This is a genomic window from Enterobacter cloacae complex sp. 277I4 (genome assembly GCF_050031465.1).
GTDB lineage: Bacteria > Pseudomonadota > Gammaproteobacteria > Enterobacterales > Enterobacteriaceae > Enterobacter > Enterobacter cloacae.
Map to the genome: position 1 here is coordinate 4,520,698 of NZ_JBLGWC010000001.1, position 22,753 is coordinate 4,543,450.

Sequence of the window (22,753 nt, forward strand, 5' to 3'; positions counted from 1 at the left end):
CTACAGTTTATTACGCTTCGTCGCCGAACCAGCAAATATTACGTGCGGCCATGATGAGTTCGCCGGCTTTCTCGTCGGTTAAACCTTCGATATCAGCCAGGTCATCAACGCCTTGCTCAGCGAGATCTTCCAGCGTACAAACACCACGGGCAGCCAGCTTGAACGCAATCGCACGATCAAGACCTTCCAGATTCAGCAGGTCATCAGCCGGCTTTTTATCGCCAAGGCTTTCTTCCTGAGCCAGTGCCAGGGTGGTCAGTGCGTTTTTAGCGCGTTCACGCAGGGCTTCAACGGTTGGTTCATCCAGACCGTCAATTTCCAGCAGCTCTTTCATTGGCACATAGGCCAGTTCTTCCAGCGTAGAGAAACCTTCTTCTACCAGAACCGTGGCGAACTCTTCGTCAATGTCCAGGTATTTCGTGAAGGTATCGATCGCCGCATGGGCTTCAGCCTGATGCTTGGCCTGCAGGTCATCAACGGTCATCACGTTGAGTTCCCAGCCGCTCAGCTGTGACGCCAGGCGTACGTTCTGACCGTTACGGCCGATTGCCTGCGCCAGGTTACCCGCTTCAACAGCGATATCCATGGTGTGTTTGTCTTCGTCAACAACGATAGACGCCACATCCGCCGGAGCCATTGCGTTGATCACGAACTGCGCCGGGTTGTCATCCCACAGAACGATATCGATACGTTCGCCGCCCAGCTCGGTAGAGACCGCCTGAACACGCGCACCACGCATACCGACGCAAGCACCGACCGGGTCGATACGCTTGTCGTTGGTTTTCACCGCAATTTTCGCACGGGAGCCCGGATCGCGAGCCGCCGCTTTAATTTCGATAACTTCTTCGCCGATTTCCGGCACTTCGATACGGAACAGTTCAACCAGCATTTCTGGTTTAGAACGGGTCACGAACAGCTGTGCACCACGCGCTTCAGGGCGAACGGCATACAGCACACCACGGATACGGTCGCCAGGGCGGAAGTTTTCACGCGGCAGCATGTCTTCACGGAGAATCACAGCTTCAGCGTTGCCCGGCATCCCTTCGGATTTGATCTCCAGAGAGATGTTGTCGCGGTTCACTTTCTTCACCACGCCAGTGATGATTTCGCCTTCCTGATCGCGGAACTGATCGACAACCAGCGCACGCTCGGCTTCGCGAACTTTCTGCACGATAACCTGTTTTGCGGTCTGGGTGGTGATACGGTCGAAGGTCACAGATTCAATCTGATCTTCAACATAGTCACCAACGTTCAGGCTTTCGTCTTCAAAACGCGCTGCTTCCAGGGTGATCTCTTTAGTTGGCTGGGTCACTTCTTCAACGATTACCCAACGACGGAATGTATCGAAGTCACCGCTTTTACGATCGATTTCTACGCGAACATCGATCTCTTGTTCGTATTTTTTCTTGGTTGCTGTAGCCAGTGCACTTTCCAGCGCTTCGAAAATCTTTTCACGCGGCAGTGATTTCTCGTTGGAGACGGCTTCAACAACAGCCAAAATTTCTTTGTTCATCGCGGGCTTTTCACCTCAATCCAGACTGTTAAAAGTGGGGAACCAGGTTCGCCTTCTGGATATTACTCAGCGCGAACACTTCATCTTTGCCTTCGACTGTTACCGTGATCATTTCACCATCAACGGCTTTGATAATTCCCTGCCATTTACGGCGGTTCTGTACGGCCATACGCAGAACGAGAGCCACTTCTTCACCGGTAAAGCGCACATAGTGCTCGGCCGTGAACATCGGGCGATCGAGGCCAGGTGAGGAAACTTCCAGGTTGTACGCAACGGTAATTGGGTCTTCAACATCAAGAACCGCACTCACCTGGTGGCTAACATCAGCACAATCATCAACATTGATGCCATCTTCACTATCAATATAGATGCGCAGCGTCGATGTGCGGCCGCGAACGAATTCGATGCCGACCAGTTCGTAGCCCAGTGCTTCGACCGGTGCAGTAATCATCTCTGTTAATTTTTGCTCTAATGTGGACAAGCCCACCCCCAAGACATAAAAAAAGGGCGTAAAGCCCAGTTATTCTGTAGTCAGATAACAAAAAACCCCGATAAATCGGGGCTTTAGATAACTGAACCCTATAGCCACAACTGTGGCCTGGAGCACTCTCCGAAAGAATTTTTTCAAATCCAGCTACGAAGGCTCTGAGTCTTCACAGTATATTTGAAAAATGACTTTATGGGAAAGTGGTTGCGGGGGCCGGATTTGAACCGACGACCTTCGGGTTATGAGCCCGACGAGCTACCAGGCTGCTCCACCCCGCGCCTGAAACGTGGCAAATTCTACGCGTTTTGGACAGAATTTGCAAATAATGCTGGGATTTGGTACCGAAGACGGGACGTAAAACCGGCGTTTAGTATATTGATAGTGAGCCCCATCTGTCAACTCAGTTTCCGCCAGGGAATACGGAGGGAAATTTTTACAAAAAACGCACGAGTCTCTTCCGGTCATCGACAAAAGATGATTAAATGAATACTCACTTATTTTGCATAAACATGCATCGAGAGCGAAAGCGGTCTCTAATCAGTCAATCACGCAGGGTTTTATTTTATGACGACGATTCTCAAGCATCTTCCGGTAGGACAACGTATTGGCATCGCTTTTTCAGGCGGCCTGGATACCAGCGCTGCACTGCTGTGGATGCGCCAAAAGGGAGCGGTTCCGTATGCATATACTGCGAACCTGGGTCAGCCGGATGAGGACGACTATGATGCCATTCCTCGTCGTGCTAAAGAGTATGGCGCAGAGAACGCACGTCTGATTGATTGTCGTAAGCAGCTGGTCGCCGAAGGTATTGCCGCTATCCAGTGTGGCGCGTTCCATAATACCACCGGCGGTCTGACCTATTTCAACACCACCCCACTGGGCCGTGCCGTGACCGGCACCATGCTGGTTGCCGCCATGAAAGAAGATGGCGTGAACATCTGGGGTGACGGCAGTACTTATAAAGGTAACGATATTGAACGTTTCTATCGTTATGGCCTGCTGACCAACGCCGAGCTGCAGATTTACAAACCGTGGCTGGACACCGATTTTATCGATGAGCTGGGCGGCCGTCATGAAATGTCTGAATTTATGATCGCCTGCGGCTTCGACTATAAAATGTCCGTCGAAAAAGCCTACTCCACTGACTCCAACATGCTGGGCGCAACGCACGAAGCAAAAGATCTGGAGTTCCTGAACTCCAGCGTGAAAATCGTTAACCCAATCATGGGCGTGAAATTCTGGGATGAAAGCGTCAAAATCCCGGCAGAAGAAGTGACCGTGCGTTTCGAGCGTGGCCACCCGGTTGCTCTGAACGGCAAGACCTTCTCTGATGATGTGGAACTGATGCTGGAAGCGAACCGCATCGGCGGTCGTCACGGCCTGGGTATGAGCGATCAGATCGAAAACCGTATCATCGAAGCGAAAAGCCGTGGCATCTATGAAGCCCCGGGGATGGCGCTGCTGCATATTGCCTATGAGCGTCTGCTGACCGGCATTCACAACGAAGATACCATCGAGCAGTATCACTCCCATGGCCGTCAGTTGGGTAGACTGCTGTATCAGGGCCGCTGGTTCGATCCACAGGCACTGATGCTGCGTGATGCCCTGCAGCGTTGGGTGGCAAGCGCTATCACTGGCGAAGTCACTCTGGAACTGCGTCGCGGGAATGACTACTCCATTCTGAACACTGTGTCTGACAACCTGACCTACAAAGCAGAACGTCTGACCATGGAAAAAGGTGAATCCGTATTCTCGCCTGATGACCGTATCGGTCAACTGACCATGCGTAATCTGGATATCACTGATACCCGTGAGAAGCTGTTCAACTACGTTGAGAATGGCCTGCTGTCAGCCAGTTCCGGTAACGGCCTGCCGCAGGTTGAAAACCTGGAGCACAGCGATAAGAAGTAATCGAGAGAAGACATCCAAAAGGCGCCCAACAGGCGCCTTTTTTATAGCCTTCGTAGGCCCGGTAAGCGCAGCGCCACCGGGCAATGGCGGGTGGCGCTGCGCTTACCCGCCCTACAAAAGATCAGATCCACAGAATACAGACGAAAAAAAAGACGTCTTTCGACGTCTTTTTTCTGGAATATTGGTACCGAGGATGGGACTCGAACCCACAAGCCCGTTAGGGCACTACCACCTCAAGGTAGCGTGTCTACCAATTCCACCACCTCGGTACGGAATACTTACTGCGGGATATCGCTGGTTGGCTTAGCCGGTGCAGCTGGCTGAGTCTGCTCAGTTTTCGCTGGCGCGCTCAGGTTTTCCCACTCGCTTCCTTTGCTGGTCTTGTTGCTGTTGATATTGCCAAGCACAAGGCTGATGATGAAGAACAGCGTAGCCAGAATCGCTGTGGTACGGGTCATGAAGTTCGCAGAACCACTTGAACCGAACAGCGTACCGGAAGCGCCTGCTCCGAAGGAGGCTCCCATATCAGCACCTTTACCTTGCTGCAGCATAATCAGCGCTACGAGAGCGATGGCTACAATAAGGAAAATAACTAAAAGAGCTTCGTACATAATCAACCTGTTCCTTGCGGATTTGCCGCATACCAATGCTTCGACCAATTAGCAGGATTTTTGTTTCCCACTGAAGCGGGTGTGAATACTAACCAAAGCGAATGACCTTCGCAAGGGCAATTTTGACGCATTGTATCAACTGCAGAAAAAAACAGCAAAAAGCCACAAAATGCTTAAAACTAAGGCGGCAAGCGCCGCCTTTTTAAACACTTATTGTGAAAAGTTATGCAGCTTTTACAGCATCTGCAATACGGTGCGCAAATTCAGTCACCTGCGCTTCGTCTTCGCCTTCCACCATCACGCGGATCAGCGGTTCAGTACCTGACTTACGCAGCAGGACACGCCCACGGTTGCCAAGCGCAGCTTCAACGTCTGCCATCACCGCTTTGACGTTATCATTTTCCAGCGGATCGCCTTTGCCTGCGGTGAAGCGCACGTTCACAAGGATCTGCGGGAACATTTTCATGCCGCTGCACAGATCGTGCAGGCTCATATGGTTACGTGCCATCGCGGCAACAACCTGAAGCGCTGCCACAATGCCGTCACCGGTGGTGGTTTTGTCGAGCAGGATCACATGGCCGGAGTTTTCAGCGCCAATGCGCCAGCCTTTCTCCTGCAGTTTTTCCAGCACGTAGCGGTCACCCACCTTCGCTCGAACAAACGGGATCCCCAGCTGTTTCAATGCCAGCTCCAGACCCATGTTGCTCATCAGCGTGCCAACCGCACCGCCGCGCAGCTGTCCCTGACGCAGACCTTCACGCGCAATAATGTAGAGGATCTGGTCGCCATCGACCTTGTTCCCTTCGTGGTCAACCATGATCACACGGTCGCCGTCGCCGTCCAGGGCAATACCCAGGTCCGCTTTTTCTGCCAGCACGCGTGCCTGCAGGGCACGAACGTCCGTCGCACCAACCTGTTCGTTAATGTTCAGACCATCAGGCTCACAGCCAATGGTGATCACCTTCGCCCCCAGCTCGCGGAAAACATTCGGCGCAATGTGATACGTCGCACCGTTTGCACAGTCCACCACAATTTTGAGGTGAGCCAGGCTTAGCTCGTTCGGGAAGGTGCCTTTGCAGAATTCAATGTAACGGCCAGCCGCATCGACAATACGGTTTGCTTTGCCCAGCTCAGCGGAATCAACACAGGTGATCTCTTTTTCCATTTCGGCTTCGATCGCCTCTTCCACATCATCCGGCAGCTTGGTGCCATCAATGGAGAAGAACTTGATACCGTTATCATAGAACGGGTTATGTGAGGCTGAAATCACGATGCCGGCTTCCGCGCGGAAGGTACGCGTCAGATAGGCGACAGCAGGTGTTGGCATTGGGCCAGTAAAGGATGCTGAAAGCCCGGCAGCGGCGAGACCGGCTTCCAGTGCGGACTCCAGCATATAGCCGGAAATGCGGGTGTCTTTGCCAATGATGATCTTACGCGAGCCATGACGCGCCAGAACCTTGCCAGCAGCCCAACCAAGCTTAAGCACAAAATCAGGGGTGATTGGAGCATCGCCTACGCGCCCACGGATACCATCGGTACCAAAATATTTACGATTACTCATAGCGTTTCTTTTCCTTCGCTGCCAGTGTGGCTTCCACCACACGCATGGCTTCTACTGTTTCTTTAACATCATGGACACGGATAATATGCGCGCCTTGCATTGCTGCAATCACCGCGCAGGCCAGACTGCCGCTCAGGCGCTCACTCGGCCCGACATTCAGCAACTGCCCAATCATCGACTTTCTCGACATGCCAACCAGCAACGGCAGGCCGAAATGATGAAACTCTGACAGGCGCGCAAGCAACGCATAATTGTGGGAGAGATTTTTACCGAAACCGAACCCCGGGTCGAGCAGCAATTTCTCTTTTGCGATACCTGCACGCTCACAGCGTGCAATATGCTCAATAAAGAAGCGATTCACATCTGCAAAGACATCCTCATACTTAGGCGCATCCTGCATCGTTTTCGGTTTTCCCTGCATATGCATCAGACAAACCGGCAGCCCGGTTTCCGCAGCCGCTTCAATCGCCCCCGGCTCGGTCAGAGAGCGGATATCATTGATGATGTGAGCACCCACTCGCGCCACTTCACGAATCACCTCTGGCTTAGACGTGTCCACGGATATCCACACCTCAAAACGTTGTGCGATGGCTTCAACCACCGGGACCACACGCGCCAGCTCTTCCTCCACTGAAACCTCTGCCGCCCCCGGACGCGTCGACTCACCGCCAACGTCAATGATGGTTGCCCCCGCGTTGATCATCAGATTGGCGTGCTTAACCGCCTCAATAAGCGTGTTATGCGTACCGCCATCTGAGAAGGAGTCAGGGGTAACATTCAGGATACCCATCACATGCGGATGTGAGAGATCGAGATGCGAGTCCTGGGCGAAAAGTTTCATGGCTAAATCCCTGGTATTAATGTGGTTAAACAGAAAAGAAAAACCCCGGAGCAAGCTCCAGGGTTTGAGGTACAGACACACTCGCCAACAGCAGTGACTTACTTGTCGCCCAACTGTTCTGACATGGTGTTACCCGGGTTCGGCGTACGCGGTTCATCAACCGGACGCGGCGCACGCGGGGTGCCATTGTTGTCAGAATTGTTGGAAGCGCCTGGGTCTTCCCAGCCTGCTGGCGGACGCACTTCGCGGCGAGCCATCAGGTCGTCAATCTGCGGAGCATCGATAGTCTCATATTTCATGAGCGCATCTTTCATCGAATGCAGGATGTCCATATTGTCGTTCAGGATCTGACGTGCGCGACCGTAGTTACGTTCAATCAGCGCTTTCACTTCCTGGTCGATGATACGAGCCGTTTCATCAGACATATGTTTCGCTTTCGCCACAGAACGGCCCAGGAATACTTCGCCCTCTTCCTCTGCATAGAGCAGTGGACCGAGTTTGTCGGAGAAGCCCCACTGAGTCACCATGTTACGCGCCAGGTTTGTCGCCACTTTAATATCGTTGGACGCACCGGTAGAAACATGTTCCGGACCGTAGATAATCTCTTCCGCCAGACGACCGCCGTACAGGGTTGAAATCTGGCTTTCCAGCTTCTGACGGCTGGCGCTGATCGCGTCGCCTTCAGGCAGGAAGAAGGTTACACCCAGCGCACGACCGCGCGGAATGATCGTCACTTTATGCACCGGATCGTGTTCCGGCACCAGGCGACCGATAATCGCGTGGCCCGCTTCGTGGTATGCTGTGGACTCTTTTTGCGCTTCCGTCATCACCATGGAGCGACGTTCTGCACCCATCATGATTTTGTCTTTCGCTTTTTCGAATTCCACCATCGACACTACACGTTTGTTACCGCGAGCGGCAAACAGTGCAGCTTCGTTGACCAGGTTAGCCAGGTCCGCACCGGAGAAGCCCGGAGTACCGCGCGCAATGATTGCCGCGTCGATATCTGGCGCCAGCGGTACGCGACGCATGTGCACTTTCAGAATCTGTTCACGACCACGAACATCCGGCAGACCGACCACAACCTGACGGTCGAAACGGCCTGGACGCAGCAGCGCAGGGTCAAGAACGTCCGGACGGTTAGTTGCCGCGATAACGATAATACCCTCGTTACCTTCGAAGCCGTCCATCTCAACCAGCATCTGGTTCAGGGTCTGCTCACGTTCATCGTGACCACCGCCCAGACCAGCGCCACGCTGGCGGCCTACGGCGTCGATTTCATCGATGAAGATAATGCACGGTGCTGCCTTTTTAGCCTGCTCGAACATGTCACGCACACGAGATGCACCGACACCCACGAACATTTCTACGAAGTCAGAACCTGAAATAGTAAAGAACGGTACCTTCGCTTCACCCGCGATGGCTTTCGCCAGCAGGGTCTTACCGGTACCCGGAGGGCCGACCATCAGGACGCCTTTCGGGATCTTACCGCCCAGCTTCTGGAAACGGCTCGGCTCGCGCAGGTATTCAACCAGTTCACCCACCTCTTCTTTTGCTTCGTCACAACCGGCGACGTCTGCAAACGTGGTTTTGATCTGATCTTCCGTCAACATACGCGCCTTGCTCTTACCGAACGACATGGCACCTTTGCCACCGCCGCCCTGCATCTGGCGCATAAAGAAGATCCAGACGCCGATAAGAAGCAGCATCGGGAACCAGGAGATGAAGATAGAAGCCAGCAGGCTCGGTTCTTCTGGCGGCTCACCTACCACCTTGACGTTTTTAGTCAGAAGGTTATCAAGCAGCTTAGGATCGTTCACCGGGATGTAAGTCGTGTAACGGTTACTATCTTTCTTGGTAACGTTGATCTCACGTCCGTTGATACGCGCTTCGCGAACCTGGTCCTGATTGACCTCCTGCAGGAAGGTAGAATAATCCACCTTGCGGCCATTCGACTCGCTGGGCCCAAAGCTCTGGAATACTGACATCAGCACAACGGCAATGACCAGCCAGAGTATTAGGTTTTTCGCCATGTCACTCAAGGGATTAACCTCATATTACAACTGTGTTAAAAACAGCGTCAGGATACTCTATATCCAGTGTCATTCAAACTTTCGTCTGAAATCTACCGGTTATCATTTTCGCCCGGTCGCTACAATATACACTTCACGGGAACGGGCCCGGGAAGAGTCCGGCTTACGAACTTTAACCTTCGCAAACAGGGAGCGAATTTCCTTAAGATACTCCTCGAAACCTTCGCCCTGAAACACCTTCACAACAAAACTACCACCAGGCGCTAGTACATCACGACACATTTCTAACGCTAGCTCCACCAGATACATGGCGCGGGGGATATCCACCGCCGGTGTTCCACACATATTTGGTGCCATATCCGACATGACAACCTGGACCTTACTGTCACCAACACGATCAAGTAACGCTTTCAGCACTAATTCATCACGAAAGTCGCCCTGAAGGAAGTCGACACCAACGATGGGATCCATTGGTAAAAGATCGCATGCGATGATGCGGCCCGTGCCGCCAATCTGCGTTACCGCATACTGCGACCATCCGCCAGGTGCCGCACCGAGGTCAACCACCGTCATCCCCGGCTTAAAAAGTTTGTCACTTTGCTGTATTTCATCAAGTTTAAACCAGGCACGGGAACGCAACCCCTTTTTCTGTGCCTGTTGAACATATTTATCGCTAAAGTGTTCCTGAAGCCAGCGGCTGGAGCTGGCAGAACGCTTTTTACCTGTCATTTAACATTTCCGTCCTGGTTCATCGTTGCTTGCCTGTGACGTAAATTTCTACGCAGCTATTTGGCGATATAAGGGAGATGGCGGTAGAATGAACCGTTTTCAATCCCAACGTAAGCAAAAATATACGATGAATCTGAGTACTAAACAAAAACAGCACCTTAAAGGTCTGGCACATCCGCTCAAGCCTGTAGTCATGCTTGGCAACAATGGTTTGACCGAAGGGGTGCTTGCCGAGATTGAACAAGCGCTGGAACACCACGAGCTGATCAAGGTGAAAATTGCCTCTGAAGACAGAGACACGAAGAACTTGATCGTGGAAGCCATCGTGCGCGAAACCGGTGCCTGTAACGTGCAGGTCATCGGTAAAACGCTGGTGCTCTATCGCCCAACTAAAGAGCGTAAAATCTCGCTGCCACGCTAAGGATATCCTGAATTAAACACATTTTCTGTGTAAAACGAGGGATTTCTGTCAGCAGGTGAGCAAAATGCCATGCTCCTTGAGTTGATAAAAGGCCGCTATGCGGCCTTTTTCCTTTCTTTACAATGTATCAACATCTTCGTGGAGAGGCGAATTACAGGTACTCAACCTTAATAATTTCGTATTCCACTTCGCCACCCGGGGTACGGATGGTCACGACATCGTCCTGCTCTTTGCCAATCAGGCCGCGAGCAATCGGTGAGTTCACTGAAATCAGGTTCTGTTTGAAGTCTGCTTCATCGTCACCCACGATGCGGTAAGTCTGCTCTTCGTCAGTGTCCAGGTTCAGCACGCTAACGGTTGAACCAAAGATCACACGCCCATTGTTTGGCATTTTGGTGATATCGATAACCTGCGCATTGGACAGCTTAGCTTCGATATCTTTAATACGCCCTTCACAGAAACCCTGCTGCTCACGCGCCGCGTGGTATTCAGCGTTCTCTTTCAGGTCGCCATGCTCACGCGCTTCCGCGATAGCGGCGATGATTTCAGGGCGACGAACAGATTTCAGGAAATCCAGCTCTTCGCGCAGTTTTTCGGCACCACGTAAGGTCATCGGAATAGCTTGCATTTGTTATACCTCTTAAACATTCCTGTTGGGAGCAGTGTTCCCTGCCCCGGCCCTCATGAGCGGGCCAGAAGCAAAAAGAAAACCGACCCGGGAGCAACGCCCCAGGTCAGCAGCAATTTTCAATTTGATACGTATTTTACCGCGAAGTTCACTATGGGTCATCGTTTACTTTGCAGTGCCATGCACCGTAGTATGACGGTTTGTTTTCGGGTTGTTAGCGCGAGATTATGCGATTTTCCAGATTTATCATCGGATTGACTACCAGTATAACGTTCAGCGTTCAGGCCGCGAATGTTGATGAATACATTAATCAGCTCCCTGCCGGGGCCAACCTTGCTCTGATGGTGCAGAAGGTCGGCGCGCAGGCACCTGAGATTGACTACCACAGTCAACAAATGGCGCTGCCTGCCAGTACTCAGAAGGTGATCACTGCGCTCGCTGCCCTGCTTCAGCTTGGTCCTGACTTCCGTTTTACCACGACTCTTGAGACCAGGGGAGAGGTTAAAGACGGTGAGCTGAAAGGCGATCTTATTGCCCGTTTTGGCGGTGACCCCACCTTCAAACGTCAGGATATCCGCAACATGGTGGCGGTGCTGAAAAAATCTGGCGTGCAGAAGATCGATGGTAACGTGTTGATCGACACCTCCATCTTTGCCAGCCACGATAAAGCGCCGGGCTGGCCGTGGAACGACATGACGCAGTGCTTTAGCGCACCGCCATCGGCAGCGATTGTTGATCGTAACTGCTTCTCGATTTCGCTTTACAGCGCGCCAAAACCGGACGATTTAGCGTTTATTCGCGTGGCGTCTTACTACCCGGTCACCATGTTTAGCCAGGTCCGAACGCTGGCAAAAGGCTCCCCGGATGCGCAATATTGCGAACTGGATGTGGTGCCCGGCGACCTTAACCGCTTCACGCTTACCGGGTGCCTGACGCAACGCGCCGATCCCCTCCCGCTGGCCTTCGCCATCCAGGATGGTGCAAGCTACGCGGGCGCAATTCTCAAGGACGAACTGAAACAGGCTGGGATCACCTATACCGGTACCCTGCTCCGCCAGACGCAGGTTAATCAACCCGGCACGGTTATCGCCAGCAAACAGTCTGCACCGTTGCACGATTTGCTAAGGATCATGCTGAAGAAGTCTGACAATATGATCGCCGACACCGTGTTCCGCATGATTGGTCACGCGCGTTTTGGCGTTCCGGGAACCTGGCGTGCGGGTTCCGACGCTGTGCGTCAGATCCTTCGTCAGCAGGCGGGGATCGATCTGGGCAACACCATCGCTGTCGATGGTTCCGGGTTATCACGTCACAATTTGATCTCCCCGGCAACCATGATGCAAGTGCTTCAGTACATTGCACAACATGACACTGAGCTAAACTTTATTTCGATGCTGCCACTTGCCGGGCATGACGGTTCACTTCAGTACCGGGCCGGTCTTCACGCTGCCGGTGTGGACGGTAAGGTATCAGCCAAAACAGGTTCACTGCAGGGTGTTTACAACCTTGCAGGCTTCATCACCACCGCCAGCGGGCAGCGTCTGGCATTCGTGCAGTATCTTTCCGGCTATGCCGTCGAACCGGCCGACCAGCGCAATCGCCGTATCCCGCTGGTGCGCTTCGAAAGCAGGCTTTATAAGGACATCTACCAGAATAACTAGCGATGAAACTACTTATAGTTGAAGACGATCTGTTATTACAGGAAGGGCTGGCGCTGGCGCTGTCCAATGAAGGCTATGCCCTCGACTGCGCCGCCACGGCGGCAGAGGCGGATGCCCTGATCCAGAGCGGTGAATATAGTCTGGTGATCCTCGATCTGGGCCTCCCGGATAAAGACGGGGCCACGTTGTTAAGCCAGTGGCGGCGTCGCGGTGTCGACAACCCGGTGTTGATCCTGACGGCGCGCGATGCCATCGAAGATCGTATCAACGGCCTGGATTCCGGCGCGGATGATTATCTGGTGAAGCCGTTTGCCCTGGCAGAGCTACAGGCGCGCGTGCGTGCGTTAATTCGCCGCTATCAGGGGCACAGTGATAACTTACTGACCGACGGTGATATTACCCTGAATCTGCAAACTCAGCAGGTGCTGTGCCAGTCTCTGCCTGTTGAGGTCACACCGAAAGAGTTCGCCCTGCTTACGCGTCTGATCATGCGTAGCGGGCAGACGGTACACCGTGAAACCCTCCAGCAGGATATCTACTCCTGGCAGGACGATCCGGGATCAAATACCCTTGAAGTCCACATTCACAATTTGCGACGCAAACTTGGCAAAGACCGGATAAAAACCGTTCGTGGCGTGGGTTATCGTCTGGAGAGACAGAAATGAACAGTATGCGTCGGCGATTAATGGTTTTGCTGGCGGTGATACTGTTATTTTTCCAGTTGATAAGCGTGATTTGGCTGTGGCATGAAAGCCGCGAACAGATTGGCTTTCTGGTCAATGAAACGCTGTCTGCAAAGGCACGTAACAACCATGTCGAAAAAGAGATCCGCGAAGCGATTGCCTCGCTGCTGGTCCCTTCCCTGGTGATGGTCGGTTTTACCCTGCTCTTCTCCTTCTGGGCAGTCACCTGGATAACTCGCCCGCTGAATCAACTGCGGGCCAGTCTGGCGAATCGTTCGGCGGACAACCTCACTCCGCTGCCCATGTATTCAGACATGGAAGAGATTGGCGCCGTCACAACCTCTCTGAACCAATTGCTCGCCAGGCTTGATCACACCATACAACAGGAAAGGCTCTTTACCGCCGATGCCGCGCATGAACTGCGAACCCCACTCGCCGGGATCAGGTTGCATCTGGAACTGATGGCACAATCAGGTTCGCCACAGGCTTCAGCATTAATCAGCCGTATCGATCAACTCATGCATACCATTGAACAGCTGCTGATGCTGGCGCGGGCCGGGCAGGCAATGGCGAGCGGCCACTACGAGACGGTAAACTGGACAGACAATATCATCACCCCGCTTGGCCTTGAGCATGAAGCCAAAGAACATACGGTGATATGGCCGGCCAAAAGTCCGCTAACGGTGCAGGGGGACGCGGTGCTTCTGCGACTCATGCTGCGTAACCTGCTGGAGAATGCCGGGCGCTACAGCCCCGCAGGGACCACCATCACAGTGACATTGACCGCACAGGACGGCGGTACGCGGGTCAGTGTTATCGATCAGGGTCCCGGTATTGATGAAGCACACCGGCAGTCGATTACCGAGCCGTTCCGTCGTCTCGATCAGCGCTACGGTGGCAGTGGCCTGGGTCTGAGCATTGTGCAACGCATTGTGCAGCTTCACCACGGAACGCTGACGCTGGAGAATGCCGCAGAAGGCGGACTCATTGCCAGTTGCTGGCTGCCTTCAACGTTAGAATAAAAAAAAAGCCCCTGTATCAACAGGGGCCTTATCGGGTCATTAGTGCTTGTAGATGAACTCGACGCCTTCTTCGTCGTCTTCATCCCAGTCGTCGTCCCAGTCGTCTTCCTCTTCTGCTTCCAGCTCTTCAAGCTGTTGACGGTGGTAGTCATCCCACATGAATTCGACTTTTTCAGGCTGCTTCGCTTCTTCCGCCTGAACAACCGGGTTCTCGATGATAAAGGTCATCACATCCCAGCAGAGATCTTTCACGCCAACCTGGCTTGCCGCAGAGATCAGGTAGTATTTATCTTCCCACCCCATCGCTTCAGCAATGGCTTTCGCTTTTGCTTCCGCTTCGGCTTTATCCATCAGGTCAATCTTGTTAAAGACCAGCCAGCGCGGTTTGTTCGCCAGTTTCTCGCTGTATTTCTCCAGCTCGCCGACGATGATACGGGCATTTTCTACCGGATCGGACCCGTCGATCGGATCGATATCGATAAGGTGCAACAGTACACGGCAGCGCTCAAGGTGTTTCAGGAAGCGGATACCCAGACCGGCACCTTCCGCTGCGCCTTCAATCAGACCCGGGATATCGGCAACCACAAAGCTCTTCTCGTTATCCATACGGACAACGCCCAGGCTTGGCACCAGCGTGGTAAACGGATAGTCCGCCACTTTTGGCTTAGCGGCAGAGACGGCGCGAATAAACGTGGATTTACCAGCGTTTGGCATTCCCAGCATCCCCACATCGGCCAGCAGCATCAGCTCCAGCTGCAGGTCGCGCTTATCGCCCGGCGTACCCATTGTTTTCTGACGCGGCGTACGGTTGACGGAAGATTTGAAACGGCTGTTGCCCAGACCGTGCCACCCCCCTTTTGCAACCATCAGACGCTGACCGTGTTTGGTCATATCGCCCATGGTCTCACCGGTACCCTGATCGATCACACGCGTACCCACCGGTACCTTAATGGTGACGTCTTTACCACGTTTACCGGTACAGTCACGGCTCTGGCCGTTCTGGCCACGCTCAGCGCGGAAAGATTTTTCGAAACGGTAGTCGATCAGCGTGTTGAGGTTCTCATCCGCCTCCAGCCATACGTCACCGCCGTCGCCGCCGTCGCCGCCGTCAGGGCCACCACGAGGAATATATTTTTCACGGCGGAAGCTTACGCAACCGTTGCCGCCATCACCTGCCACGACCAGGATCGTCGCTTCATCAACAAACTTCATTTTACTCTCCGTAAATCATTCGCCTGAGCGGGGACCGCTTCATTTTTGCGCCAACGCCCCCAGAGACGATGACCAATGGCGGAATACATCGCGCCCGCAACCACGACAAACGCACCGAGATAGCCCAACAGGTTGAGCATCGGTCTGACGAAGACATCGGGCCAGGCCATTGATAACAAATCTGAAAATAACAGCGTAAACAGCGGAGTGAGCGTAATCAATGCGCTCACCTGTGCTGCCTGCCAGCGCGCCATTGCTTCGGCCAGCGCGCCATAACCGACCAGCGTATTCAGCCCACAAAATATGAGGCACGCCAGCTGCCAGTCGCTAAGCTGGGTGATCACCCCCGGCTTCGCTAACGGCAATAATGCTATTGTACACAAAGTGTACAGCAAAAAGAGGATCTGCTGTGAGGCAAGACGACGCAATAACACCTTTTGCGCGACGCCATAGCTCACCCAAACCGTTGCTGCCCCCACACCGAAGATTACACCCCAGGTGTAATCGGTCAGGCGGGTAAAAATCTCTATCAGGCTGGTATTGAAGAACATTACCAGGCCACATAGCAGCATGCTCGCCCCGACGATCTGCGTACCGCGCATCTTCTCCTTGAGGATAACGACGCTGGCAACCATCATGCCGACCGGTGAAAGTTGACCAATCACTTGCGACGCCGTCGGGCTAAGATATTGCAGGGAAGAACTGAACAGAATGAAGTTACCAAACAGTCCCCCCGTCGCGATAGCCAGTAATACCAGCCAGCGCGGTTTACGGAAGAGACGCAGGGGCGGAAGCTTGCCTTTAACAGCAAGGATGGCCCCCAGGCCGATACTTGCCATCAGAAAGCGATAAAACACCACCGTAGGCGGTTCCATCACTTCCAGTACCTGCTTCATTGCAATTGGCAGCGCACCCCAGCACATTGCGGTTGTGAGCGCCAAAAGAATTCCAATGCCGGCCTGCTGCTTCATGCCCGTTTTCCCTACAGAAAAAATTACCGGGTTTCCAATGTAAAAAGCCCCGCAACAGGTTGCGGGGCTTTAATCCGTTACCGGACCGAGAAAACCTTACTCAGCAACGATGCTGATGTATTTACGGTTGTTCGGGCCTTTAACTTCAAATTTCACTTTACCGTCTGCTTTAGCAAACAGAGTGTGGTCACGACCGCAACCTACGTTGTTGCCAGCGTGGAATTTGGTACCACGTTGACGAACGATGATGCTACCCGCCAGAACGGATTCGCCACCGAAACGCTTAACGCCCAGGCGTTTAGCTTCTGAATCGCGACCGTTACGTGTGGAGCCGCCAGCCTTTTTATGTGCCATTTAAATCTCTCCTCAGGTCTTAGGCGCTGATGCCAGTAATTTTCACATCAGTGAACCACTGACGGTGGCCCTGCTGCTTACGGTAGTGTTTACGACGACGAAACTTAACGATTTTAACTTTCTCGCCACGACCGTGAGCAACAACTTCAGCTTTGATAACGCCGCCATCAACGAAAGGAACGCCGATTTTGACTTCTTCACCGTTTGCGATCATCAGAACTTCTGCGAACTCAACAGATTCGCCAGTTGCGATGTCCAGCTTTTCCAGGCGAACGGTCTGACCTTCGCTTACTCGGTGTTGTTTACCACCACTTTGGAAAACCGCGTACATATAAACTCCGCTTCCGCGCACATCCTCGTATGAATCAGAGTGCGCTATAAATATTCACAATAGGGCGCGAATATTACGCAAAACGCGAGCCTTTGACAAGTGCTACCATCAATACATGAAGAAAAAAAACACAACACGTACGGTAGCGTTTATCTGAGCCGTTTTTTCAGTACAATCAGCAATACTATTGATAAACCGAAACCCTTCGTTACCCCATCAAAGATGGGATAAACAGGATAAAAAGCCCGGCTTTTGCGATGAATTTAGAAAAAATCAACGAGTTAACCGCGCAAGATATGGCGGGTGTGAATGCAGCAATCCTGGAACAACTCAACTCTGATGTTCAGCTAATCAATCAGTTGGGCTATTACATCGTCAGCGGCGGCGGTAAACGTATTCGCCCGATGATTGCCATACTGGCCGCCAGAGCCGTGGGTTATCAGGGAATGGCTCATGTCACTATCGCAGCACTGATCGAATTTATTCACACTGCGACGCTTCTGCATGATGATGTTGTGGATGAATCAGACATGCGTCGTGGCAAAGCCACGGCAAACGCCGCCTTCGGCAACGCAGCCAGCGTTCTGGTCGGTGATTTTATCTATACCCGTGCCTTCCAGATGATGACCAGCCTCGGCTCTCTGAAAGTGCTGGAAGTGATGTCTGAAGCCGTTAACGTGATCGCGGAAGGCGAAGTGCTGCAGCTGATGAACGTCAACGATCCTGACATCACCGAAGAAAATTACATGCGCGTAATCTACAGCAAAACCGCGCGCCTGTTTGAAGCCGCGGCGCAATGTTCCGGCATTTTGGCTGGCTGTACCGCTGCGCAGGAAAAAGGGCTGCAGGACTACGGCCGTTATCTGGGGACCGCATTCCAGCTGATTGACGATTTGCTGGACTACAGTGCTGATGGCGAAACGCTCGGCAAAAACGTCGGCGATGACCTCAACGAAGGTAAACCGACCCTGCCGCTGCTCCATGCCATGCACAACGGATCCGCTGACCAGGCGAAAATGATCCGTGAAGCGATTGAACAGGGAAATGGTCGCCATCTCCTGGAACCGGTACTGGAAACAATGGCCATCTGTGGCTCGCTGGAGTGGACGCGTCAGCGCGCTGAAGAAGAGGCGGATAAAGCCATCGCGGCACTGCAGGTCATTCCAGACAGCCCATGGCGCGATGCGTTAATCGGCCTTGCCCACATCGCCGTACAGCGCGATCGTTAACGTCTCGCTTCTCCCCGCGGCCTTCGCGGGGAGATTTCAATAAGTTCTTATAAATTCCATATTCGCGTAAAATCATCGGCTTACAGACCGCATGAATAAAGCCATGTCTTATTCTGAATATTCCTTCAAGTAACGCGAACTTTTTAGAGCCTGTGTTCAAAATGAGTATAGTAACCCCGTCGTTTCGGTAGAAATGACGTGGGTGATTACGAACACAAGGACAGCTTTATGGATATGAAATTTATCGACTGGCACTCAGCAGATATTATTGCTGCGCTGCGCAAAAAAGGAACATCGCTCGCCGCTGAATCACGTCGCAATGGATTGAGCTCATCAACGCTGGCAAATGCCCTGACTCGCCCCTGGCCAAAGGGTGAATTGATTATTGCTTCGGCGCTGGAGACGCACCCGTGGGTCATTTGGCCCTCGCGTTACCACGATCCCATTACCCATGAGTTTATTGACAGAACACGCATGATTCGCCAGAAAAAAACCAGGAAAGAGCAACCGGTCTGACGCGCTTTTTTTGACAGGAACAGCACCCCCCCGGCCATCTCTGGCAGGGGGCTGCCGGAACGATTACTCGCCCTTCACACGCTCGATATTGGCACCCAGCGCGCGCAGTTTGTCTTCAATACGCTCGTAACCACGATCGATGTGGTAGATACGATCCACAACCGTCGTTCCTTCCGCGATACAACCCGCTAATACCAGGCTCGCAGACGCACGCAGATCGGTTGCCATAACCTGCGCACCGGAGAGCTTCTCAACACCGTGGCAAATCACCGTGTTACTTTCGATCTCTGCATGTGCGCCCATACGGATCAGCTCCGGTACGTGCATGAAGCGGTTCTCGAAGATAGTCTCGGTGATCACACCGGTACCTTCCGCCACCAGGTTCAGCAGCGTGAACTGAGCCTGCATATCGGTCGGGAATGCCGGATGCGGCGCCGTGCGAACGGTTACCGCTTTTGGACGTTTACCGTGCATATCAAGGCTGATCCAGTCTTCACCGGTTTCGATATCCGCACCCGCTTCACGCAGCTTCGCCAGCACCGCATCCAGGGTGTCAGGCTGCGCATTACGGCAAACAATCTTGCCGCCAGAAATGGCCGCAGCCACCAGGAAAGTCCCGGTTTCAATACGGTCTGGCAGAACGCGATACACACCGCCACCCAGACGCTCAACGCCTTCAATGGTGATGCGATCGGTACCCTGGCCAGAGATTTTTGCACCCAGCGCCACGAGGAAGTTGGCGGTATCCACAATTTCCGGCTCGCGCGCGGCGTTTTCGATAATGGTGGTACCTTCTGCCAGCGTTGCCGCGGACATAATGGTGACGGTTGCGCCAACGCTCACTTTGTCCATGACAATGTGCGCGCCTTTCAGGCGGCCATTTACGGACGCTTTAACGTAACCTTCTTCCAGTTTGATCTCCGCGCCCAGCTTCTCCAGACCGAAGATATGCAGGTCAACAGGACGCGCGCCAATGGCGCAACCACCAGGCAGTGACACCTGTCCCTGACCAAAACGCGCTACCAGCGGGCCAAGCGCCCAGATGGATGCACGCATGGTTTTCACCAGGTCGTACGGTGCTGAGAAGTTGTTCACGTTGCTGGCATCGATCCAGACGGAGCCATTACGCTCGACTTTCGTCCCCAACTGGGTGAGCAGCTTCATGGTGGTGTCGATATCTTTCAGCTTCGGTACGTTCTGAATTTCTACCGGCTCTTCCGCGAGCAGCGCAGCAAAGAGGATCGGCAGCGCGGCGTTTTTCGCGCCAGAAATTGTGACTTCGCCCTGGAGGCGCGTCGGCCCCTGTACACGAAATTTATCCATGGTGTGCTCTCTTATAAATTCAACCGTGCTGCGGGCGCATCGCCCTCAGCTCAAAAACCGTTTAGTTTGCGATCGCGTGCCCACTCTTGCGGGGTGAACGCTTTAATCGACAGGGCGTGGATGCGGTTATCCGCAATATATTCCATCAGCGGCGCGTACACAGCCTGCTGTTTCTTCACACGGCTCATACCGTCGAACATCTCACCCACAGCAATAACCTGGAAGTGACTGCCATCGCCTGTGACGTGGGCTTCCTGAAGGGAGAGTGCATTCATCAGCACTGTCTGGATTTCATGATTTTCCATGGGTTCTTAATCATCTGATAGTGAAAACAAGCCCAACATCTTAGAGCAAAGTGGCGTCGTCTTAAACAAGCAAAAAGCCCCGACGATGAAACTGTCAGGGCTTTCAGAAGTAACGCACTGAAAATATTAATGCGGCAGTACGTCCTGAGGAAGATTGTAGAGCTGCGCCAGGGTGACGACATTATCGCTGGCCCCGTGAAGCGTCACAGTTGCCCCCTGCTTTTTCCCCACGGCAATGAGGTGGGCAAGTAGCGCCACCCCAGCCGTATCCACCCGCATGACGCCGCTCAAATCGATCAGCGTAACGCCCTGCATGGCGTCATGGCGTTTATCCCATAACGGGTTGAGCAGATCCTGATCGAGTTCACCGGACAGCTTTAATGTTTCGCCCTCACGCGACCAGCTCAGTTGCTGCGACATTACTTCTTCTCATCCAGGGTGATTTTCTGGCGAGAGATAGACTGCAGCTGGGCGGTCAGGCCATCAATGCCTTTAGTACGCAGCAGGTCGCTCCACTCATTCTGTTTAGTCGTGATCATGCTCACCCCTTCGGCGATCATGTCATACGCCTGCCAGTTACCGGTCTGGCTGTTTTTACGCCACTGGAAATCCAGGCGAACCGGTGGACGACCGTTAGGATCGATGATCGTGACGCGAATAGGCACAATGGTGGCATCACCCAGCGGCTGTTCCGGTGCAATCTGGTAGGTCTGGCCGTGGTACATCGCCAGCGCCTGGCCGTAAGCCTGTTTCAGGTATTCACGGAAGGCAGCAAAGTAGGCTTCACGCTGCGCAGGGGTAGCGTCTTTGTAATAACGCCCCAGCACCAGCGCACCGGCATATTTGATCTGCACATACGGCAGCAGCTCCTGATCGACCACGTCACGCAGATAATCAGGATTAGAACGAATTTTAGGCTGTTCGTTTTTAAGACGATCGAAGGTTTTCTTCGCGGCTTCGTCCATCAGTTTGTACGGGTTGCTCTGATCCGCGGCGTGTGCAGCCGTGAGAGGGGCAATAACCAGCATGGCAACCATTAACAGTCGTTTAAACATGAATGACTTCTCCTGATATTAATTCGTCGTGCCAGGTGTCGGTGCGACGTTGGTATGATCTTCAGTCTGCGCAGGGGCAGCATCGGACTTTTTATCATCTCCCTTACTGTTGTAAAGGAACTGACCAATCATGTCCTCCAGCACCATCGCGGACTTGGTATCCTGGATGACGCTACCGTCTTTAAGGATAGTCGTTCCAAGCTCAGGATCTTCAAAGCCCACGTTCAGTGCCAGATATTGTTCGCCCAGCAGGCCGGAGGTGCGGATAGAAAGCGAGCTGGTATCCGGGATATGGTTGTAACGCTCTTCAATATCCATCGCCACGCGCGGCAGATAGGTTTTTTCATCAAGCGTAATGTCAGCCACACGGCCAATAACCACACCGCCAATACGCACAGGAGAGCGCGCCTTCAGCCCTCCGATATTATCGAAAGTGGCATAGATGCGATAAGTCGGTTCGGTACGCACTGAGTTGATATCCGCCGCTCTCAGGCAGATAAACAGTGCGGCAAGCAGTGCCAGCAACAGGAACACGCCGACCCAAATTTCATTTTTTCTCGTTTGCATGAACTCAATTCCCAAACATCAGTGCGGTGAGCACAAAATCCAGACCCAATACGGCCAGCGACGAATGTACGACAGTACGTGTAGTTGCACGGCTAATGCCCGCCGACGTCGGGATGGCATCGTAACCATTAAATAACGCAATCCAGGTGACCGTAATGGCAAATACCACGCTTTTAATCAAACAGTTAACCAGATCCATTCGCAGATCGATGGCGTCCTGCATGGCTGACCAGAAGAAACCGGCATCAATCCCTTTCCAGTGAACGCCCACCAGCGAACCGCCCCAGATACCGACGGCCACAAACAGGATAGTCAGCAACGGTAAGGAGATAACCCCTGCCCAGAAACGGGGTGAGATAACACGCCGCAACGGATCGACCGCCATCATTTCCATACTGGAAAGCTGCTCGGTGGCACGCATCAGACCAATCTCTGCGGTGAGTGCCGACCCCGCGCGTCCGGCAAACAGCAGTGCCGCAACCACCGGCCCCAGTTCACGCAGCAGCGAAAGCGCCACCAGCATGCCGAGGCTGGTTTCCGCGCTGTAGGTCGTCAGAACAAGGTAGCCCTGCAGCCCCAGCACCATGCCGATAAACAGACCGGACACAATGATGATGAGCATCGACAGCACGCCGACGTTATAGAGTTGCCGTACCAGTAAAGGCGCGTGCTTGCGGAACTCCGGCTTGCCGACCAGCGCGTTGAACAACATCAATCCGGCGCGCCCGAACGTCCTGATGGTTTTTATGCCACGGTGTCCAAGAGCGGCCAACGCATTTAACAGCATGA

Annotated in this window: 25 protein-coding genes and 2 tRNA genes; 7 read left to right on the top strand and 20 right to left on the bottom strand. The window is 53.3% G+C overall.

Annotation, left to right across the window (positions count from 1 at the left end):
• Nucleotides 1-10 precede the first annotated feature (10 nt).
• From nusA to ACQG19_RS22000, 3 genes are all read right to left on the bottom strand, one after another.
• Nucleotides 11-1,513, bottom strand: coding sequence for a transcription termination factor NusA (nusA, locus tag ACQG19_RS21990; protein ID WP_013098917.1), 1,503 nt, complete (start codon nt 1,511-1,513; stop codon nt 11-13).
• 28 nt (nt 1,514-1,541) lie between these two features.
• Nucleotides 1,542-1,994 carry a ribosome maturation factor RimP gene (rimP, locus tag ACQG19_RS21995; protein WP_014833432.1) on the bottom strand — a complete coding sequence of 151 codons (453 nt, stop codon included), beginning with the start codon at nt 1,992-1,994 and terminating at the stop codon, nt 1,542-1,544.
• A gap of 207 nt (nt 1,995-2,201) precedes the next feature.
• A tRNA-Met gene (locus ACQG19_RS22000) sits at nt 2,202-2,278 on the bottom strand.
• A gap of 286 nt (nt 2,279-2,564) precedes the next feature.
• On the opposite strand from ACQG19_RS22000, the gene argG reads away from it, so the two are divergent.
• Entirely contained in the window at nt 2,565-3,911 is a 1,347-nt protein-coding gene (gene argG, locus ACQG19_RS22005; protein WP_102752150.1) for an argininosuccinate synthase, read from the top strand.
• A gap of 182 nt (nt 3,912-4,093) precedes the next feature.
• Here argG and ACQG19_RS22010 read toward each other — a convergent pair.
• The 6 genes from ACQG19_RS22010 to rlmE form a co-directional block, all read right to left on the bottom strand.
• Nucleotides 4,094-4,180, bottom strand: a tRNA-Leu gene (locus ACQG19_RS22010).
• Nucleotides 4,181-4,189: 9 nt separating this feature from the next.
• Entirely contained in the window at nt 4,190-4,522 is a 333-nt protein-coding gene (secG, locus tag ACQG19_RS22015; protein WP_003861803.1) for a preprotein translocase subunit SecG, read from the bottom strand.
• A 223-nt stretch (nt 4,523-4,745) separates the two neighbouring features.
• Nucleotides 4,746-6,083: a phosphoglucosamine mutase gene (glmM, locus tag ACQG19_RS22020; RefSeq protein WP_013098919.1), complete on the bottom strand. Its 1,338-nt coding sequence runs from the start codon at nt 6,081-6,083 to the stop codon at nt 4,746-4,748.
• Nucleotides 6,076-6,924: a dihydropteroate synthase gene (gene folP, locus ACQG19_RS22025; protein WP_020687345.1), complete on the bottom strand. Its 849-nt coding sequence runs from the start codon at nt 6,922-6,924 to the stop codon at nt 6,076-6,078. The genes glmM and folP overlap by 8 nt, the downstream gene beginning before the upstream one ends.
• 98 nt (nt 6,925-7,022) lie before the next feature.
• Entirely contained in the window at nt 7,023-8,957 is a 1,935-nt protein-coding gene (gene ftsH / locus ACQG19_RS22030; protein WP_013098921.1) for an ATP-dependent zinc metalloprotease FtsH, read from the bottom strand.
• A gap of 102 nt (nt 8,958-9,059) precedes the next feature.
• Nucleotides 9,060-9,686: a 23S rRNA (uridine(2552)-2'-O)-methyltransferase RlmE gene (gene rlmE, locus ACQG19_RS22035; RefSeq protein ID WP_003861812.1), complete on the bottom strand. Its 627-nt coding sequence runs from the start codon at nt 9,684-9,686 to the stop codon at nt 9,060-9,062.
• A 127-nt stretch (nt 9,687-9,813) separates the two neighbouring features.
• Between rlmE and yhbY the strand changes: the two genes are divergently transcribed.
• Complete coding sequence (gene yhbY / locus ACQG19_RS22040; RefSeq protein ID WP_014833438.1) at nt 9,814-10,107, top strand: ribosome assembly RNA-binding protein YhbY; 294 nt, start codon at nt 9,814-9,816, stop codon at nt 10,105-10,107.
• 151 nt (nt 10,108-10,258) lie between these two features.
• Here the strand turns inward: yhbY and greA are convergent, their stop codons facing one another.
• Entirely contained in the window at nt 10,259-10,735 is a 477-nt protein-coding gene (gene greA / locus ACQG19_RS22045) for a transcription elongation factor GreA (RefSeq protein ID WP_013098923.1), read from the bottom strand.
• 227 nt (nt 10,736-10,962) lie between these two features.
• Between greA and dacB the strand changes: the two genes are divergently transcribed.
• From dacB to pmrB, 3 genes are read left to right on the top strand one after another with little or no spacing between them, the layout of a single operon-like run.
• The gene (gene dacB / locus ACQG19_RS22050; RefSeq protein WP_023622305.1) at nt 10,963-12,396 is read left to right on the top strand and encodes a serine-type D-Ala-D-Ala carboxypeptidase; all 1,434 of its coding nucleotides are present in this window, start codon (nt 10,963-10,965) and stop codon (nt 12,394-12,396) included.
• A 2-nt stretch (nt 12,397-12,398) separates the two neighbouring features.
• On the top strand, nt 12,399-13,061 hold the full coding sequence (gene pmrA / locus ACQG19_RS22055) for a two-component system response regulator PmrA (RefSeq protein WP_013098925.1): 663 nt from the start codon (nt 12,399-12,401) through the stop codon (nt 13,059-13,061).
• Entirely contained in the window at nt 13,058-14,101 is a 1,044-nt protein-coding gene (gene pmrB / locus ACQG19_RS22060) for a two-component system sensor histidine kinase PmrB (RefSeq protein ID WP_102752149.1), read from the top strand. The genes pmrA and pmrB overlap by 4 nt, the downstream gene beginning before the upstream one ends.
• 39 nt (nt 14,102-14,140) lie before the next feature.
• On the opposite strand, the gene cgtA is transcribed toward pmrB, so the two are convergent.
• From cgtA to rplU, 4 genes are all read right to left on the bottom strand, one after another.
• Complete coding sequence (gene cgtA, locus ACQG19_RS22065) at nt 14,141-15,313, bottom strand: Obg family GTPase CgtA (protein ID WP_013098927.1); 1,173 nt, start codon at nt 15,311-15,313, stop codon at nt 14,141-14,143.
• Nucleotides 15,310-16,284, bottom strand: coding sequence for a DMT family transporter (locus ACQG19_RS22070; protein WP_013098928.1), 975 nt, complete (start codon nt 16,282-16,284; stop codon nt 15,310-15,312). The genes cgtA and ACQG19_RS22070 overlap by 4 nt, the downstream gene beginning before the upstream one ends.
• Nucleotides 16,285-16,380: 96 nt before the next feature.
• Nucleotides 16,381-16,638, bottom strand: coding sequence for a 50S ribosomal protein L27 (gene rpmA / locus ACQG19_RS22075; RefSeq protein ID WP_004385076.1), 258 nt, complete (start codon nt 16,636-16,638; stop codon nt 16,381-16,383).
• A gap of 19 nt (nt 16,639-16,657) precedes the next feature.
• Complete coding sequence (gene rplU, locus ACQG19_RS22080; protein WP_003025032.1) at nt 16,658-16,969, bottom strand: 50S ribosomal protein L21; 312 nt, start codon at nt 16,967-16,969, stop codon at nt 16,658-16,660.
• A 257-nt stretch (nt 16,970-17,226) separates the two neighbouring features.
• Here rplU and ispB point away from each other — a divergent pair, with 257 nt between their 5' ends.
• Entirely contained in the window at nt 17,227-18,198 is a 972-nt protein-coding gene (gene ispB, locus ACQG19_RS22085) for an octaprenyl diphosphate synthase (RefSeq protein WP_102752148.1), read from the top strand.
• A 228-nt stretch (nt 18,199-18,426) separates the two neighbouring features.
• Nucleotides 18,427-18,714, top strand: a complete 288-nt coding sequence (gene sfsB, locus ACQG19_RS22090) for a DNA-binding transcriptional regulator SfsB (protein WP_038983629.1) — start codon at nt 18,427-18,429, stop codon at nt 18,712-18,714.
• 63 nt (nt 18,715-18,777) lie between these two features.
• Here the strand turns inward: sfsB and murA are convergent, their stop codons facing one another.
• The 6 genes from murA to mlaE form a co-directional block, all read right to left on the bottom strand.
• Nucleotides 18,778-20,037, bottom strand: coding sequence for a UDP-N-acetylglucosamine 1-carboxyvinyltransferase (gene murA, locus ACQG19_RS22095; RefSeq protein WP_013098931.1), 1,260 nt, complete (start codon nt 20,035-20,037; stop codon nt 18,778-18,780).
• A gap of 50 nt (nt 20,038-20,087) precedes the next feature.
• On the bottom strand, nt 20,088-20,342 hold the full coding sequence (gene ibaG, locus ACQG19_RS22100) for a BolA family iron metabolism protein IbaG (protein ID WP_008501458.1): 255 nt from the start codon (nt 20,340-20,342) through the stop codon (nt 20,088-20,090).
• 126 nt (nt 20,343-20,468) lie between these two features.
• Nucleotides 20,469-20,762, bottom strand: coding sequence for a lipid asymmetry maintenance protein MlaB (gene mlaB, locus ACQG19_RS22105; RefSeq protein ID WP_246932439.1), 294 nt, complete (start codon nt 20,760-20,762; stop codon nt 20,469-20,471).
• Complete coding sequence (mlaC, locus tag ACQG19_RS22110) at nt 20,762-21,397, bottom strand: phospholipid-binding protein MlaC (RefSeq protein ID WP_013098933.1); 636 nt, start codon at nt 21,395-21,397, stop codon at nt 20,762-20,764. Before mlaC ends, mlaB begins: the two co-directional genes overlap by 1 nt.
• Before the next feature lie 18 nt (nt 21,398-21,415).
• Nucleotides 21,416-21,964, bottom strand: coding sequence for an outer membrane lipid asymmetry maintenance protein MlaD (gene mlaD, locus ACQG19_RS22115; protein ID WP_102752167.1), 549 nt, complete (start codon nt 21,962-21,964; stop codon nt 21,416-21,418).
• Nucleotides 21,965-21,968: 4 nt separating this feature from the next.
• Nucleotides 21,969-22,751, bottom strand: a complete 783-nt coding sequence (mlaE, locus tag ACQG19_RS22120; RefSeq protein WP_010436044.1) for a lipid asymmetry maintenance ABC transporter permease subunit MlaE — start codon at nt 22,749-22,751, stop codon at nt 21,969-21,971.
• Nucleotides 22,752-22,753 lie beyond the last annotated feature (2 nt).